This window comes from Vitiosangium sp. GDMCC 1.1324 (genome assembly GCF_003044305.1).
GTDB lineage: Bacteria > Myxococcota > Myxococcia > Myxococcales > Myxococcaceae > Archangium.
Window position 1 is genome coordinate 184,096 of record NZ_PZOX01000019.1, and the last position, 16,174, is coordinate 200,269.

The following is a 16,174-nucleotide window of genomic DNA, read 5'->3' on the forward strand; positions in this document are numbered from 1 at the left end:
TCGTGCCCCTAGACCTGTTCAAGCTCGAGAAGCTCAAGATCAGCGCCTTCAAGGACGCGGCTCGCCGCAATGCGCACCTCGAATTCGAGGCGATGTTCAACCCCACCTCCTATTCAAGGACCTACTCCAACAAACTGACACAGCAGGGGAAGGAGTTGCAGTTCTCCCGCAGCGATCCAGGCGAGCTCTCGCTGACGCTCGTACTGGATGGCACGGGCGTACACGAGATGGGGCTCTTCGTGTTCAGCCAGGAGACCGTCGAGGAGCGTGTGGAGCGGTTCCTCACCGTCGCCTACGCGCACAATGGGTCCATTCACGAGGCCAATTATCTCATCGTGGAATGGGGCTCGCTGAAGTTTTCGTGCCGGCTCACGAAGGTCGATATCAAGTACACCGTGTTCGATCGCGACGGCAAGCCGCTCCGGGCCGAGCTCGCGGTCAAATTCCTCACGGATGAGGAGGCGGTCAGGCTTTCGAAGTCGGCCAACAACACGTCGCCTGATCTGACGCACGCCCGTATCGTCCGTAGCGGGGACACGCTGCCTGTCCTCACGAAGGAAATCTACGGTTCGTCTGCCAGATACCTGGATGTCGCCCGGTTCAACGGCCTGGATGACTTCAGGCGCTTGACTCCTGGACAGCAACTCCTCTTCCCGCCACTCGATACCTTCGAGGACGGCGCCTCGGGGCGAGGATAGCCGCCATGTCTGTAGCGACCCCCACCATCCTCAAAGACGGCAAGGCGATGGATCCGGCCTATGAGGTCATATCCATTGACATTCGCAGGGAGGTCAACCGGATTCCGCGAGCGGAGTTGCGCCTGTTCGACGGCAGCGCCGCGAAGCAGCAGTTCAGCGTCAGCGACAGCGGCTTCTTCGAGCCAGGGGCGAAGATAGAGATCAAGCTTCGGCATGAAGGGGAGGAGGACAAGACCGTCTTCAAGGGCCTGGTGGTACGGCAGGGCGTGGAAGTGGGCCGGGACGGCGGCTCCATCCTGGTGGTCGGGTTGAAGGATGCGGCCATCAAGCTGGCTGGAGCTCGGAAGAGCGCCGTCTTTCGCGAGAAGTCCGACGACGAGATCATCAAGCAGATCGTCGGCGATGCGGGCCTCGAGACTGGAACCCTCGCCGCCACCGAGCCGAAGCACGTGGAGATGGTGCAATATTACTCCACGCCGTGGGATTTCATTCTCTCACGGGCCGACGCGCAAGGCATGCTCGTGGTCGTCGATGACGGGAAGCTCTCGCTCGCGAAGATGGAGGTCTCTGGCAAGGCCAAGCACCACTTCGAGTACGGAATCACCGACATCCTCGACTTCGAGATCGAAGCCGACGCTGGCAGCCAATACGAGGATGTGGAGAGCGTGGCCTGGGACATCAAGGAACTGAAGCCCACCACGGCCAGCAAGGCAGCGAGCGCCGCGCTCTCCCCCGGGAGCTTCGATGGGAGCACGCTTGGCAAGGCGATTGGCAACGGCACCTACACGCTCTCCCACCCGGTGCCCGCGGCTCCCGAGGAGCTCAAGGCCTGGGCGGACGGGAGGATGGCGAGGAGCCGGCTGGCGCTCTGCCGCGGAAGGGTCGGGGTGCAGGGCTTCGCCGATATCAAGCCCCTGGATGTGATGGAGATCGCGGGGGTGGGCAAGCGCTTCAGTGGCAAGGCGTTGGTGACGGGCCTGCGCCAGCGCGTCGATCTGAACGTGTGGCGGACGGACGTGCAATTCGGGCTGCTCCCCGAGACGTTCAGCCAGACCGAGAACATTATCGACGCGCCGGCTGCTGGCCTCCTGCCAGCGGTGAGCGGCTTGCAGATCGGCGTCATCACGGACTTCGAGGAAGACGACACACAGGAGCTTCGCGTCAAGGTCATCCTGCCGGCCGTTGACCCGGAGAAGGGGACCGTCTGGGCTCGGCTCGCCTCACCCGACGCGGGCGCGGGGCGGGGATTCCTCTTCCGGCCGGAGCCCTCCGACGAGGTCGTCGTGGGCTTCCTCAACAACGATCCGCGGCATCCGGTGATCCTCGGCGCGCTCTTCAGCTCGAAGAACGCTCCCGCCTCCTCCATGGGAGAGCCCAGCGCCGAGAATGAGCTGAAGGGAATCGTCACCAGGAAGGGGACGACGCTCGGCTTCGTCGACAGCGACAAGGCATCCGTGTTCATCGAGACGGCCGGGAAGAACAAACTCCTCATCGACGACGACGAAGAAGCGATCTCCATCTCCGACCAGCACGGCAACTCCATCATCCTGAACAAGGACGGTATCGTGCTGAAGAGCACCAAGGACCTGAAGATCGACGCGCAAGGGAACGTTGAAATCAAGGGCAGCAAGGTAGAGGTCAAATGAACGAGCCAAAAGGAACCACGAAGGAACTCAACCTCACCCTGACGCTGGACGAGGTCAACCTGGTGATGGAGGGCGTGACGCTGCTTCCGTTCGTCAAGGTCTATGCGCTCGTGGCGAAGCTGCAGCAGCAGGCACAGCAGCAGCTCAGTGCCAGGTCCGAGGGGGGGCCAGATGTCCGCTGAGGCTCCCTTCCTGGGCCGGGGCTGGGCCTTTCCGCCGACGTTCGCCGCGGGTGGCAGCAGCGTGGAGATGGTCTCCGGTGCCGAGGACATCCACCAGGCTCTGCAGATCCTGCTCAGGACCACACCGGGCGAACGCGTGATGGAGGAGTCATTCGGCTGCGACCTGTCGAGGTACCTGTTCGAGGAGCTGGATCAACGGTTCATCAATGGCGTCGAGCGACTCATCAAGAACGCCATCATCGAATATGAGGCGCGAATCGATCTGGAGCGGGTCGTAGTCACCCGGAGCCCCACCGAGGCGGGCTGCGCCATGATCAGCATCCACTACAGCATCCGGGGGACGAACTCGCGCTTCAACATCGTCTTTCCCTTCTATCTCACGGAGGCCTCCCTTCCGGGAGTGTGAGAGAGCCCTTGAGCGATTTCATTCTCGTCGACGGCGACAAGGTGAATTTCCTGCCCAACTTCGGGGCGGCGATTGTCGTGCCCATGCCCGGGACGCTCGAGGGAAGTGGCCCCGCGATGTTCAAGGGAAAGAAGATCTGTGTGGAGGGCGACGAGGGCAAGGTCTCGGTTTCGGGCTGCACCTACATGACGCCGCAGTACAGCATCCCGGGCAGCGGGACGTTGAAGATCGACTCGCTCGCCAGCGATCAGAAGGCCAAGAAGACGAAGACCGGCGGCAAAGTCGTGCTGCTCAAGGGGCAGCAGTTCACCGCGAAGTTCGAAGTCCAGAGCCCGGCGCAGCAGCCTCCGCCAGGGCCCGGGTCGCCCATCCCGGACCCGACGACGCAGTACTCTGGAAATGGGATGTTCATCACGACCAACATGCTCTTCAAGGGAACTTGAGGGGTCGAGCGGTCCTCGCACGCCATGGCAAGCAAGCTAGAAGAGCCCGAATTCACCCCGCGTGATGGCACGAGCCAGAAGGGACGCGCCATCGCCGCGCTGGAGCCCGGCTATGTCGCCGTGGACGAGCGCACGGTCGCGGATCTCGTGGCCTTCGCGCGCGAGTATGGCAAGGGGCTCACGTATTTCGGTCTGGACAACCTCCCGGCCGGTGACTGGAGCGGATTCGTCGGCTCTCTCGAGCCCAAGGACGTCGCGGCCTTCCTGAATGATCCATCGCTGTTCCGTCCGGAGGCTTCGCCCGCGCTGTTCCGCCCGCACTTCGTCCTTTTCCTCGCGTTCCTGAAGCTCTTCCAGAATGTCCAGACTGGACTCAACAACCTGACCGGGCGGCACCTCGAGTTCTACTTTCGCCAGGTCCTCCAGATGGCCAGGAAGGGGCCCATCCCGGATCGGGTGAACCTGATCCTCGACCTCGCCCGAGGCTCCACCGCAGCGCTCGTCCCTCAAGGCAGCCCCGTCGACGCGGGGAAAGACAGCCTCGGACGTGAGCGGATCTATACGACGGATCGCGATCTCGTCGTCAATCGGGCCCAGATCGCGAAGCTGAGTGCTCTCCTCGTCCAGCGACAGTGGACGGGGATCCGTGAGGCGAGGGAGAACCTCCCGTCGGGTTCTCCGAAAGAAGTCGTGGGGCTCGCGATGCTCCGGATGGCGCTCGGCGATCCGTTGCCTGGTGACCCCTTGCCTCCGTACCCAGGTCCCGGGGGAACAGAGCTCGACTTCGCGAAGCTGATAGAGCTCGATAGTCTGACGCAGCTCACGAAGGAGAGCAGTGGTTTCTATCTGGAGTTGAGCGAGCTGCGCGACCTGATGCGCCTGAAGAAGATCGCCGACGAGCTCGAGGTCTCCCTGGAGGAAGCGGTCGCGCAGGGCAGGGAAACGGAATTCCTGGAGGCGCAGCTCACACAGCAGTGGAACAAGATCAATGCTGTCCTCGAGCTCGCGGGCCAGCGGAAGCGGGGGGATCCCACGTACCAGCTTCCGGCTGGTCATGACCCGAGGGCCTTCACCGCGAACGCCCAGTCCGCCGTCGGCCAGATATCCGTTGGGGGCCAGGACCTCGGTCTCGAGGCATATTGGAACGTGCTCCAGGAGATCGAGGAGTACTTCTTCATGGCCCTGGAGAGTTTCCACCGGGTCATTCAGCAACTGGTCGACCCGATGACCGGGCCAGGCTGGGACCGTGTGGACGCGCTCCTGGAGGCCGCGCACAGGGAGAAGGTTCGCGACGTTCGCAGAGGTCAGCTCAGGAAGCTCGGCACGAACCTCGAGTCCCTGATCCAGCATGTGATGGAAGACCCCTCGGCCACCGACGAGGATCTGCAGCCCTTCCTGGGTCAATCGGCGACCATCGATCAACTTCGTGCGGCTGCCGGGAGCGGGGACTGGGAGCGCGTCTACAGCATTCTGGAGGTGGTGCTGCGCAACCGGATCGGTGAGCCGTCGGCGGAGACGGAGAAGTGGCTGAACCTGTTTCCGGCCGAGGATGTCACCCTCGCGGGGGCCCGCCCGGTGCTCGAAGGGCAGCAGCGCTCTCCGCGGTGGGCCCCCTTCGGGCTGCTGCCGCCCATGGACAAGAATGTCCGGCCCGCGGCGGTCTTGGGCTGGGCCATCAGCTCCCCCGTCCTCTCGTTGAGCGAGGGCACGCGCACCATCACGCTCACCCTGGGCTTCGGGGCGGGGGCCCACCCGGACGCGCTCGAGGAGCTTCTGAAGACGCAGGCCGCCCTGCGCTTGGAGGTCAGCACCCAGAAGGGGTGGGTCGAATGCCAGGCCAAGGCGGTGACGTTCGGCCCGTACAGTGTGCTGCTCGGCGGGGACGTAGAGGAAGCGCCCGAGGAGGATCCTCTGGGGGTTCAGTTCAAGCTCGAGATCGGGCCGAGTGTCGACCCGATCTGCGCGCTGCCGGCGGAGCTCGAGCCCATCGATAGAACATGGCCTGCCTTGAGGTTGATGCTCCGGCCGATATGGAGCGACGAGGACAAGCAGTATGTGGTCCGCTATCGGGAGCTCGGCGGCCTCATCGTGAGCGCCGCCCATATCAAGGTGGGCGTGAGCGGGCTCAAGTCCATCCAACTGCAGAACGAAGAGGCCGTGCTGAGCGCGAAGAAGCCCTTCGAGCCGTTCGGCATCACGCCCTCCGTCGGGTCACGCCTGTTGATAGGACACCCCGAGGTCGTCACCAAGCGGCTCGATAGCCTGACCTTCGACTTCGAGTGGATGGGGGCTCCGGCCGATCTGGAGGCGCACTACGCCAACTATGGGCTGGACACGCCCGTGAAATTCACCGCCAAGGTCGGCTTGATTGACCGAGGGAGGGTCACGGAGCTTGCCGCGGCTGCGGCGCTCTTCCCCGCGGGCACGCCCCAAATCGTCATTGGCGGTAACGGCAGCGTCGTCATCCCCGCGCCGGGTGACCTGGGGATGGAACCGGCAGTGGCGTTTGGTGAGGAGCTGACGGGCTGGCGGCGCTATCTGCAATGGGAGCTGAACGCCCCTGACTTCCAGCATGGAACCTATCCCGCCGTGGCGTCGAGAAAGGCGCTTGAGCTCGCCATCGACATCAGCAAGCAGCAGGTGAAGAACGTCAATGATTACAAGGTCAACCCGCCCTACACGCCGAAGATCAAGACTCTGACGCTCGGTTACTCCTCCTCGGTGGAGGTTCGTCTCGACGCTGCTCCCGTGGATGCGCCCGGCGCTCGAATCTTCCACGTCCACCCGTTCGGGCACAGCGATATCGAGGCCGAGCGCTCGTCGGCAGGCCTGCCCTTCCTTCCCCGCTACGAGAACGACGGCGAATTCTATATCGGCCTGCGAGGCACGGCCGCTCCCCAGACCGTCTCCATTCTCTTCCAGATGGCCGAGGGCAGCGCCAATCCCGAGCTGGAGTCGGAGCCCATCCGCTGGAGTTATCTGAGCGGAAACCGCTGGCTCTCCCTGGATGACCGGGTTCTTCTGGACACCACGCGTGGCCTCGCCAATTCTGGGATCATCGAATTCGCTCTTGTGCAGGCGGAACCCAACACGCGCCTCCCCAGCGAGCTCTACTGGATACGTGCATCCGTGGCGCGAGGCACTTCGGGCGTCTGCGATGCCATTGCCTTGCACACCCAGGCGGTCTCCGCCACCTTCGTTGATCGCAACAACGCGCCGGACCATTTCCGCGAGCCCCTGCCTCCAGAGACCATTACCCGGCTCGCGTCGGAGGTCCGGGGAATCTCAGGCGTGCGCCAGCCCTACACCTCCCATGGGGGACGGACCGCGGAGGGGGACGCCATGTGGGCCACGCGCGTCGGCGAGCGCCTTCGTCACAAGCAGCGCGCTGTCACGATGTGGGATTACGAGCGGCTGGTCCTGGAGCACTTTCCGGAAGTCTATAAGGCCAAGTGCATCCCCGCTGGCTCGGACCAGCCTGGTCGAGTCGATATCATCGTCATCCCCGACATCCGCAACCTGCTTCCCTCCGACCCCTTCGCGCCCAGGGCGCCGTCGAAGCTGCTGACGGACGTCGAGGCCTACCTCGCGACGCGGAGCCCTGCCTTTGCCTCGATCAAGGTCCGGAACGCCCGCTACATGGCCGTTCGCGTGCGCCTGCGCGTCCGTTTCAGGGACGAGGGTAACGAGAACTATTACGCGCGGAAACTCAACGACGAACTCAACCGCTTCCTCTCGCCGTGGGCCTACGAGGAGGGCGCCGACATCGTGATCGGCGGGAGGATCTACGCGAACAGCATCGTGGATTTCGTCGATCGCCGTCCCTATGTGGATTACGTCGCCGGGGTCAGGCTCTTCCGCAGCAGCGATGGCGAGACGTTTCATCCGGCACCCCGCCCGGAGGGGTGGGTGGGCGATTGGAACAGTGATTTCGTGGAGACCGATCAGCCGGACGAGATCCTCGTGGCGGCCCGAACGCACGTGATCGACGTGCTTCATGACGCGGTATACGACGAGAGGCTGATGACAGGCATCGGCTTCATGAAGGTGGAACTGGATTTCATCGTGGGATGACTGCCCTTTTCAGGGACACGAGATCATCATGATCAACAAGAAGGGCCGGATCGACCTCAAGAAGTACTTCGTCAAGAATGCCATTCCGACAGAGGGCAACTTCGCCGACCTCATCGACGGGATGCTGAACCAGAAAGACGATGGCATCACCAAGCCGTCGGGCGAGCCGCTGAGCATCGAGGCGTCGGCGAGCGGCAGCAAATCAGCGATCAAATTCTACGAGTCCCTCTCGGATCCCAGCGCGGCCTGGGTGATGAGCCTGACCAATGCGCTGGGCGGAAAGGGATTCTCCATTGGCGGCGACACTGGAGTCCCTCGCCTGGTCATCGATGGCACGACGGGCTCGGTCACGACAGGCGGCAATCTCATCGCTGCTGAGGGCATCTCGATTCCAGTGGGGAAGGACCTCTCGGCGGGTGGCGCGATCACGGCCAGTGGCGCCATCACGGCCAATGGTGGCATCACGGTCCCAGCAGCCAGGACGCTCTCGGTGGCGGGGAGCACCAGCGTCGCCGCGCTCACGGCCAGCGGCACCATCTCGGCCAACGGAGGGGTCACGATTCCGGCGGGGCAGAACCTCTCGGTGGGGGGCACCATCTCGGCCACGGGTGCCATCTCGGCCAATGGGGGGCTCACGATTCCGGCGGGGCAGAGCCTCACGGCGGGTGGTGCCGTCACGGTCAGTGGCGCCGTCACGGTCACGGGCGCCATCACGGCCAATGGTGGCATCACGGTCCCAGCAGCCAAGACGCTCTCGGTGGCGGGGAGCACCAGCGTCGCCGCGCTCACGGCCAGCGGCGCCATCTCGGCCAACGGGGGACTCACGATTCCGGCGGGGCAGAGCCTCGCGGTAGGGGGCACCATCTCGGCCACGGGCGCCATCTCGGCCGATGGAGGCCTCACGGTCCCATCCACCAAGACGCTCTCGGTTGCGGGGAGCACCAGCGTCGCCGCGTTCACGGCCAGCGGCGCCATCTCGGCTAACGGGGGGCTCACGATTCCGGTGGGGCAGAACCTCACCGTAGGGGGCACCATCTCGGCCACGGGTGCCATCTCGGCCAACGGGGGGCTCACGATTCCGGCGGGGCAGAACCTCACGGCGGGTGGCGCCGTCACGGTCGCGGGCGCCATCACGGCCAATGGTGGCATCACGGTCCCAGCAGCCAAGACGCTCACGGTAGCGGGGAGCACCAGCGTCGCCGCGCTCACGGCCAGCGGTGCCATCTCGGCCAATGGTGGCATCTCGGTCCCATCGCCCAATGGATTGAACCTCGGCAAGTTCACCTGGCTTCAACTCAATGATCGCGCGCAGCTCAACATCTCGGGGGTGGGCGATGCGCTCACGGTCGCTCCGACCGGTCATGTGTATGTCGGCTCTCCCAGTTACGAGAACCTGTGCACCTTCGAAGTCGCTGGCCAGATGAGAGTCCGCGGCACCTTCGCGGACGAAAATGCCGGCATCTGGCTGAAACATTTGCAGTACTACTCATCGACTCAGCCCGCTGTACCCAGCTCCGCGTTCATCGGGCTTATCGCAACCAATTACGTGGGGATCCTGGACGGTAGCTCGGCGAGGAGGTTTTTGTTCAACACCGGCAATGGTGAATTGTCTATCACGGGGGCGAACGCCTGGAAGCCTGGTGGTGGAGCCTGGAGTAATTCCTCCGATTACAGACTGAAAGACGAGATTCGCGGGTTGACTGGCGCGCTCGACAGGCTGCTCAAGCTTCGTGGTGTGACCTTCAAATGGAAGGCGCCCGAGACCCAGGGGAATCAGACCGGTACGCAGATTGGCATGATCGCGCAGGAGGTGGAGACCGTCTTCCCGGATTGGGTCAGTGATGACCCGAATGGATACAAGGGAATCACGATCCGGGGCTTCGAGGCATTGGTGGTCGAGGCGCTGCGGGAGCTCAGGTCGGAGCTCCGGGCGCTGCGCGGCGAGCCGCCGGAGAAGCTGCCGCGAGCTTTCGTGCCACCGAAGGACATGGAGGAAAAGCCGAAGCGCCGGGGCTCCGTTGAACGCAAGGTCGTCGAGACCTACGACTATACGGATGAGAAGAAGAGCCTGCTCTTCCAGGTCATTCGCTACGAGCCCAAGGCATTCCACTTCCGGCAGCCCGACGGGAAGGGGGGCTGGACTGGCAATGTCAAGGGCGTGCGTGCGGTGCTCTACCGCCTGCCCGAGGTCGTCGAAGCCGAGAGGGTGCTGATCGTGGAGGGAGAGAAGGACACCAATACGGCCGTCAAACTGGGGCTTCCGGACAAAACCTGGGCGGCCACCACGAGCCCGGGCGCGGTCGACTGGAACTCGGCGTATTCGGAGACCCTGCGAAACAAGCATGTCGTGATCTGCCCCGACACCGACATCTCCGGACAGCGGCATCTGCGGCGCATCGTGTTCGACCTGGAGGGCAAGGTGGCCTCGATCCGGTTGGCGAAGCTGCCCGCCGGCGTGAAGGATCTCTCCGAGTGGGTGCAGGCCGGCGCGACGAAGGCACAGTTCATGGCGTTGATCCAGGAGGCGCAGCCGATCGACTCCAAGAGCCTGCCGCCTCTCTAGTCAATGGAGCCGACCGATGGACTACGCATTCCTGCGCAGGGAGGGGATTCGCCAGCTCGAGCGGATGACCGGCAAACAGTGGACGGACTTCAACGCCCACGACCCGGGAATCACCCTCCTCGAGCAACTCTGCTACGCCCTCACGGACCTCGGCTATCGAACCGACTACGAGCTCCCCGACCTCCTCGCCAATGGGGGCGGCGATCCCTACGAGAGCCTTCATCCTCCAGCGGAGATCCTCACCTCCCGGCCCGTGACACCCGCCGATCTCCGCCGGCTGGCCCTCGATGTGAACGGCGTCAAGAACGCCTGGGTCGAGCTTCTCGAGGAGGAGACGCTCTATCACCACCCTGAGCGGGACGAGCTCAGCCTGTCGGCCGAGCCGTCCCCATCCGAGCCGGTGATGCTGAAGGGCCTCTATCACGTCCTCATCGAGGCCACGGACGAGGCCGGTGACAATGGCACCCAGCTCCGGGCGAGCGTTGCCCGCCGCCTGCACGCGAACCGGGGGTTGTGCGAGGACTTCGCGGAGATCGAGGTGCTGGAGCCGCAGCTCGTCCAGGTGGATGCCACGATGGAGATCGGGCCGATGGACGATGCCGTCCAGATCCGGTTCGAGATCATCCGGAAGCTCGCTGACGAGATCTCACCGCCCGTTCCCTTCTCGAGCCTGGAGAAGATGCTGGAGTCCGGGAAATCGTTCGATGAGATCTTCGACGGGCCCCGGCTCGAGCACGGCTTCATCCCGGATGAAGTCCTGGAGAACGCGACGCGACGGATTGCGATCAATACCTCGGACCTCATCCATGCGATCATGGACGTCAAGGGGGTAAGGGCGGTCAACCAGATCCAGATCGTGAGAGAGGATGGGAGTAAGGTATTGTCTTCCTTCCGGGTCGCTTCCAGAAAAGTCGCCAAGCTGGATATCAAGCGCTCGACGATCACCTTGATGCGGGAGGGAAAGGTCATTCCCCCTCGCGCCGAAGAGCCGACGGCTGTGTTGGCTCCATCGAGCGCATCGAGCGGTGGTGGGAACAGCCTGGCCTTGCCAGTGGGGCGTGACCGGAACGTCGGCAGGTACTGGTCCGTCCGGCACCATCTCCCGGCGCTCTACGGCGTTGGAGAGCTGGGCCTGCCAGCCTCCGCGCCGCCGGAGCGCAAGGCCCAGGCCAGACAGCTCGAGGCCTATCTGATGTTCTTCGATCAGCTCATGGCCAACTACCTCGCGCAGCTCGCCCACGTGAAGGAGCTGTTCTCCTACGACAGCCCCGAGACGCGAACCTATTTCACCCAGTCGCTCTCCCAGTCCGGCCTGGATTTCGGGGCGATCCTCCCTCCCCAGAACGAGAGCAACGTTCTCTCCAAGAGTCTCGAGGCGAGCGGGGGAACTGGTGCTGACAGGGACGTGGAGCGGAAGAATCGTTTCCTGAACCACCTGCTTGCCCGGTTCGCCGAGGAAATCGACGACCCGGGGACTTCGTCGGTCGAGGGGCTCACCCAGAGAAAGCAGGCGTTCCTGCGGCGATACCCGCGGCTCAGCGGCGCGCGAGGCACATCGTTCAACTACTTCGTGCCTCCAGGCGAGAACAACCGAGCAGGGCTGGAGGAGCGGCTTCGACTCAAGCTCGGGCTCGTCGAGGAGAACGGCGAGAGCTTCTTCATCATCGAACATATCCTGCTGCGTCCTATGGAAGGCGACAACCAGCAGACCGTGCCGCTGCTCGCGGCCGCGGCGAGCAGGGATCCCTACTCCCTCCAGCTGAGCTTCGTCTTCGCGGAGAGGGGGCGCTTCAAGAAGGACGCAGAGTCCAATGAAGAAGCCAAGAGGCTCGTCGAGCAGGCCGTCCGCATGGAGACGCCGGCTCACCTGACACCGTACATTCGCTGGATGGCGAACGCCGAGTTCGAGCTCTTCCAGGCGGCCTACCTGGGCTGGCTGGAGGAGCTGAGAGCGTACTCGGCCGAGAGGTTCAACGTGGGTTTGGAGGAGCTCGGCTCGTAACACCATGATACCCATCGAGCGACACATCCGTGTACGAAGCGCCCGGGACCGGCTCATCGACATGCTGGGGCTCGGCGAGACCTATCCTGTCCAGGACGTGGTGGTGCAGGGTGAGCAACTCACCGTGCTCTTCAACCATCCCTCCGTGTTCGACATCAACCCCGGCCAGGTGGACGTCCGGTACGAGCTGTTCGAAGGCAATGTCCCGGTGGGGGCTCCTTACTTCGTGGTAGGGAATGGCGGGGAGAGCGTCCTCAACGGCCCGCTCATCACCGTGAACAGGATCTTCCGGTTCCGCGGCTCCAAGATCGATGCATCGGGGAAGGAGCGGCCGGGGCGTCAAGCCTTCCTTCATCAGCAAGTAGAGGTGAAGGTCGGACTCAACACGAAGCTCAATGCCTGGATTCGTGACCCGAACACCTCACAGCCCTTGTTTCCTCCCATCATCGATTACGGGAGCACGGCCCAGGTCACCATCGAGGGCGCCCAGGCCGAGGCGGACTATCAGCTCGTTTATACCAATGCGGCAGGAGCCCTGGTCTTCACGGAGCCGCTGCATGTGGAGGTCGGCGGCAACATCACCCTCGAAACGAATGCCATCCAGGAGGACACCCAAATCCGGATCCACGTCACGAAGACGTTCGAGCCCTCCGAAAATCGACCCAACCTGAGCGAGTATCTCGAGGTGACGCTGCCGCTCTCGGTTCGTGCCAATCCGGTGCTCGCGGTGTCGATTGATGGCTCGCCGCTCGTCGACCCCGTGGGCCCCGTTGGCATCTCGATCGAGGGCAGCCAGCAGAGTGTCGTGTACAGCGCCTATGTCCGGACGCTCGGCGACGCAGACTTCGATATCGACAATCTGCTCGGAGCGGATGATGCGATCACTCTCCACGTTCCCGCCTCGTTGGACGTCCCGGAGCACGATGTCCGGGTGCGCAGGCCTCCGCGGCCCGTGCCCTGGCAGGTCCAGAGCGGCTATGCGCAGCAGGGCGATTCGAAGCAGGGCAACGGTGGCAAACTGACGCTCATGGTCGGGCAGCTCCACGAGGACAGCGTCGTGGTGATCCAGGCGCGCAAGAGCCATCCCTCCAAGATGCCCCTCCAGTCCGCGTTGCAGCTCGCGCAGGCGGTGGTGGCCCTGTCGCGACCGGATCCGGCGCTCGGGCTTGGACTGACGCTTTCGCCGGTAGACGGTACGCGCGGCACGCTTCTTGTGTCGGGCGGCCAAGCCGGCGTCTTCTACACCTTCCGCCGGACCGGCGAGCCAACCCTGCTCGGCCTGCCGGCTTATTTCCACCGAATGGACGAGGTGGCGCCGCAGCAGAACCGGGGCCTCGCGCAGCTCCGAATCGGAATGGACTTCGTCCTCACGCGTGATCCGCCCCTGGTGCCTCCGGATACGGACCTCGCGACCCTGCCCCCGCTCGAGCCCCTCGTCGAAATCACTCCGCTGCCGGTTGATGGCACCCTGCACGTCATGGCCATCAAGGCCCGCACCGGGGTCGCGTGGCAGGCGAGTCGAGTGATTCCGGCCACGCAGCCGTGAGCGCTCCCCGCCATCGGATTCGTCGGCTGGTCCTGGAGGTAACCCTCCGGGACGAGCGCTTGGCGTGGCCCCTGCAATCGGAGCTCAGCCGTATCCAGAGCCAGAGCATCGAGGGCCTCATCGACCGTTGTTGTACGGAGATTGGTGCTCAGGATCGCCTCCATCGTATCGAGTCGTTGGTGGTGGACGTCGGAGAAGTCAGCCACGAGAACCTGGAACGCGAGCTGATCGAGAAGCTGGAGCCGCTCCTGCGCAAAGCGCTGGCAGTGCAGATCCAGAAGGAAGACGAGGCGACTGCCCTGTCGGGCGACGACCCCGAGACACTTTCTCAGCTGGAGTTGGTGGCATTCTTTGCCCATACAGGCAGCCTCCCGTGGTGGGCGGACGCATCGAAGCCGAAACTGGTGGACGAGACCCTGGGACTCCTGCTCCGGCGTGCCACGCGCCCACTGGTAGCGGTGGTGCGGACGCTGGCTCGTGAGCGAGCCGACCTTTCACGAATCATCCTTCACTGCGAGGGTGAACGGCTGTCGGCGCTTTTCGCCGCTCTCGCCGCGTCTTCATCGATCAGCCCCTCGGAGCGATCGGTGGAACTCGATGCCTTGCTACAGGCGGGCCGGGCGGTTGCTGGGATCGAACCGGCTCGTTTCAGGAACGCTGTCTGGCTGGCCGCGCTGCGGGCGGCCTGCATTGAGGAGAGCTGGAGCGGCGGGCCTGTGAGTTTCTGGCGGGGAGCGCTGGCGCACCTCGCGCTCGAGTTGGGCGTGACCTACAGGTCTCTGCTCACGGGGCTGCACGCGAACCGAGGCGTGAATCTGGATGGCCGGCCCGATCCGCTCGGGATGGTCGTGCAGAGTCTCTATCGGGAGCTCCGGGGAGAGGTTCCCGCGAGCGACTCGGTCTTTCATCGCGATGGAGCGGAGACGGCGATAGGCCTGCCAGCGGAGGCCCTCGGCGAGGCGCGAAGGCTGGTCCAGGAGCAACTCGCGGAGGTGGAAGGACAGGGCAGCGGTGCTGAGCAGGTCGAGCGTACGGGACGAAGGCTGGTCCAGGAGCAACTCGCGGAGGTGGAAGGGCAGGGCAGCGGTGCTGAGCAGGTCGAGCGTACGGGGCGAAGGCTGGTCCAGGAGCAACTCGCGGAGGTGGAAGGACAGGGCAGCGGCGCTGAGCGGGGCGAGCGTACGGGAGCGGGCGAGGCACTCCGCGCGGAAGAAACCGAAGCCATTCAGGAGCGGCTCGAGCGGTGGGGAATCCCCATCGTGGCGCTTTTCGAGGAGCTCCGGGCGGCGGTCCCTCCTGGTGGGACAGCACATGGCGACTCCGTCTTCAAGGTATGGAGGGACCTGGACCAGCAAGCCCGCGAGCACGGCCCGAGTGCCGCCGAGACGGGGGCCGGGTTTCTGCGATTGCTGCGCCAGGTCCTCGCCTCGCAGAGGCTGTCCCAACGCGCGCTCTGGCGCATCCTCGGGGAACTGGAGCACGCGGCAGCAGCGAGCCTGCCAGCGGAGACTCTCGGCGAGGCGCGAAGGCTGGTCCAGGAGCAACTCGCGGAGGTGGAAGGACAGGGCAGCGGCGCAGAGCAGGGCGAGCGTACGGGGCGAAGGCTGGTCCAGGAGCAACTCGCGGAGGTGGAAGGAGAGGGCAGCGGCGCTGAGCGGGGCGAGCGTACGGGAGAGGGCGAGGCACTCCTCGCGGAGGAAACCGAAGCCATTCAGGAGCGGCTCGAGCGGTGGGGAATCCCCATCGTGGCGCTTTTCGAGGAGCTCCGGGCGGCGGTCCCTGGTGGGACAGCACATGGCGACTCCATCTTCAAGGCGTGGAGGGACCTGGACCAACTAGCCCGCGAGCACGGCCCGAGTGCCGCCGAGACGGGGGCCGGGTTTCTGCGATTGCTGCGCCGGGCCCTCGCCTCGCAGAGGCCGTCCCAACGTGCGCTTCGGCGCATCCTCGAGGAACTGGAGCACGCGGCAGCAGCGAGCCTGCCAGCGGAGGCCCTCGGCGAGGCGCGAAGGCTGGTCCAGAGCGTGACGTCCGAGGCGATGCTGAAGGTGGCGAACAAGGCGCCGTCCCTCGACCTGACCTACAGTGAATCCGACGAGATATATGTGGAGAACGCCGGGCTGGTCATTCTCTGGCCCTTCCTCGGCCACGCGTTCGAGCGCCTGGAGTTGACGGCGGACAAGCAGTTCAAGGACCGGAGCGCTCAACACCGTGCCGTCGGCCTGTTGCAGTACCTGGTCACGGAAGATGGCTCGCCGCCGGAGTTCCAGCTCCCGCTGGCCAAGGTGCTCTGTGGGCTGCGGCTGGCCGAGGTCTTCGAATTCGGTCCTCCCGTCACGGAGGTCGAGGCAGAGGAGTGTGCGAACCTGCTCGCGGCGGTGATCGCGAACGCCCCGATCCTGAAGGAGATGTCGATCGCCGGGTTTCGGGGCTCGTTCCTGCTTCGGAAGGGGGTGTTGAGCACCCGCGATGGTACATGGCTCCTGCGGGTGGCGCGTGCGCCCTATGACGTGGTGCTCGACCGCTTTCCCTGGGGGATGGGCTGGGTGAAGCTGCCTTGGATGGAGGCGCCGCTCTGCGTGGAGTGGTGAGGGCGCTGAGTCCAACGGAGCCG

10 protein-coding genes are annotated in these 16,174 nt (G+C 64.5%); all 10 read left to right on the top strand.

Annotation, left to right across the window (positions count from 1 at the left end):
• The first annotated feature begins 2 nt into the window (after positions 1-2).
• The 10 genes from DAT35_RS41500 to DAT35_RS41545 are packed head-to-tail and all read left to right on the top strand — an operon-like array spanning position 3 to position 16,151.
• Positions 3-698 carry a hypothetical protein gene (locus DAT35_RS41500; protein WP_199243156.1) on the top strand — a complete coding sequence of 232 codons (696 nt, stop codon included), beginning with the start codon at positions 3-5 and terminating at the stop codon, positions 696-698.
• Between the two features lie 5 nt (positions 699-703).
• Positions 704-2,344, top strand: a complete 1,641-nt coding sequence (gene vgrG / locus DAT35_RS41505) for a type VI secretion system tip protein VgrG (protein WP_108074831.1) — start codon at positions 704-706, stop codon at positions 2,342-2,344.
• Positions 2,341-2,526: a hypothetical protein gene (locus tag DAT35_RS41510; RefSeq protein WP_108074832.1), complete on the top strand. Its 186-nt coding sequence runs from the start codon at positions 2,341-2,343 to the stop codon at positions 2,524-2,526. Before vgrG ends, DAT35_RS41510 begins: the two co-directional genes overlap by 4 nt.
• A complete protein-coding gene (locus DAT35_RS41515; RefSeq protein ID WP_108074833.1) occupies positions 2,516-2,932 on the top strand; it encodes a GPW/gp25 family protein in 417 nt (138 codons plus the stop codon). The genes DAT35_RS41510 and DAT35_RS41515 overlap by 11 nt, the downstream gene beginning before the upstream one ends.
• 8 nt (positions 2,933-2,940) lie before the next feature.
• A complete protein-coding gene (locus tag DAT35_RS41520; protein WP_108074834.1) occupies positions 2,941-3,375 on the top strand; it encodes a hypothetical protein in 435 nt (144 codons plus the stop codon).
• A gap of 24 nt (positions 3,376-3,399) precedes the next feature.
• Complete coding sequence (locus tag DAT35_RS41525; RefSeq protein ID WP_108074835.1) at positions 3,400-7,449, top strand: baseplate J/gp47 family protein; 4,050 nt, start codon at positions 3,400-3,402, stop codon at positions 7,447-7,449.
• Between the two features lie 28 nt (positions 7,450-7,477).
• Entirely contained in the window at positions 7,478-10,012 is a 2,535-nt protein-coding gene (locus tag DAT35_RS41530; protein WP_108074836.1) for a tail fiber domain-containing protein, read from the top strand.
• A gap of 16 nt (positions 10,013-10,028) precedes the next feature.
• The gene (locus tag DAT35_RS41535) at positions 10,029-12,014 is read left to right on the top strand and encodes a hypothetical protein (RefSeq protein WP_108074837.1); all 1,986 of its coding nucleotides are present in this window, start codon (positions 10,029-10,031) and stop codon (positions 12,012-12,014) included.
• A 4-nt stretch (positions 12,015-12,018) separates the two neighbouring features.
• Complete coding sequence (locus DAT35_RS41540) at positions 12,019-13,560, top strand: hypothetical protein (protein WP_108074838.1); 1,542 nt, start codon at positions 12,019-12,021, stop codon at positions 13,558-13,560.
• Positions 13,557-16,151, top strand: coding sequence for a contractile injection system tape measure protein (locus DAT35_RS41545; protein ID WP_108074839.1), 2,595 nt, complete (start codon positions 13,557-13,559; stop codon positions 16,149-16,151). Before DAT35_RS41540 ends, DAT35_RS41545 begins: the two co-directional genes overlap by 4 nt.
• Positions 16,152-16,174 lie beyond the last annotated feature (23 nt).

What these genes read in the sequence shown, in the direction of transcription:
- DAT35_RS41525 (WP_108074835.1), top strand. Translation starts at nt 3,400, where the DNA reads ATGGCAAGCAAGCTAGAAGAGCCCGAATTCACCCCGCGTGATGGCACG.
- vgrG (WP_108074831.1), top strand. Translation starts at nt 704, where the DNA reads ATGTCTGTAGCGACCCCCACCATCCTCAAAGACGGCAAGGCGATGGAT.
- DAT35_RS41540 (WP_108074838.1), top strand. Translation starts at nt 12,019, where the DNA reads ATGATACCCATCGAGCGACACATCCGTGTACGAAGCGCCCGGGACCGG.
- DAT35_RS41530 (WP_108074836.1), top strand. Translation starts at nt 7,478, where the DNA reads ATGATCAACAAGAAGGGCCGGATCGACCTCAAGAAGTACTTCGTCAAG.
- DAT35_RS41515 (WP_108074833.1), top strand. Translation starts at nt 2,516, where the DNA reads ATGTCCGCTGAGGCTCCCTTCCTGGGCCGGGGCTGGGCCTTTCCGCCG.
- DAT35_RS41510 (WP_108074832.1), top strand. Translation starts at nt 2,341, where the DNA reads ATGAACGAGCCAAAAGGAACCACGAAGGAACTCAACCTCACCCTGACG.
- DAT35_RS41535 (WP_108074837.1), top strand. Translation starts at nt 10,029, where the DNA reads ATGGACTACGCATTCCTGCGCAGGGAGGGGATTCGCCAGCTCGAGCGG.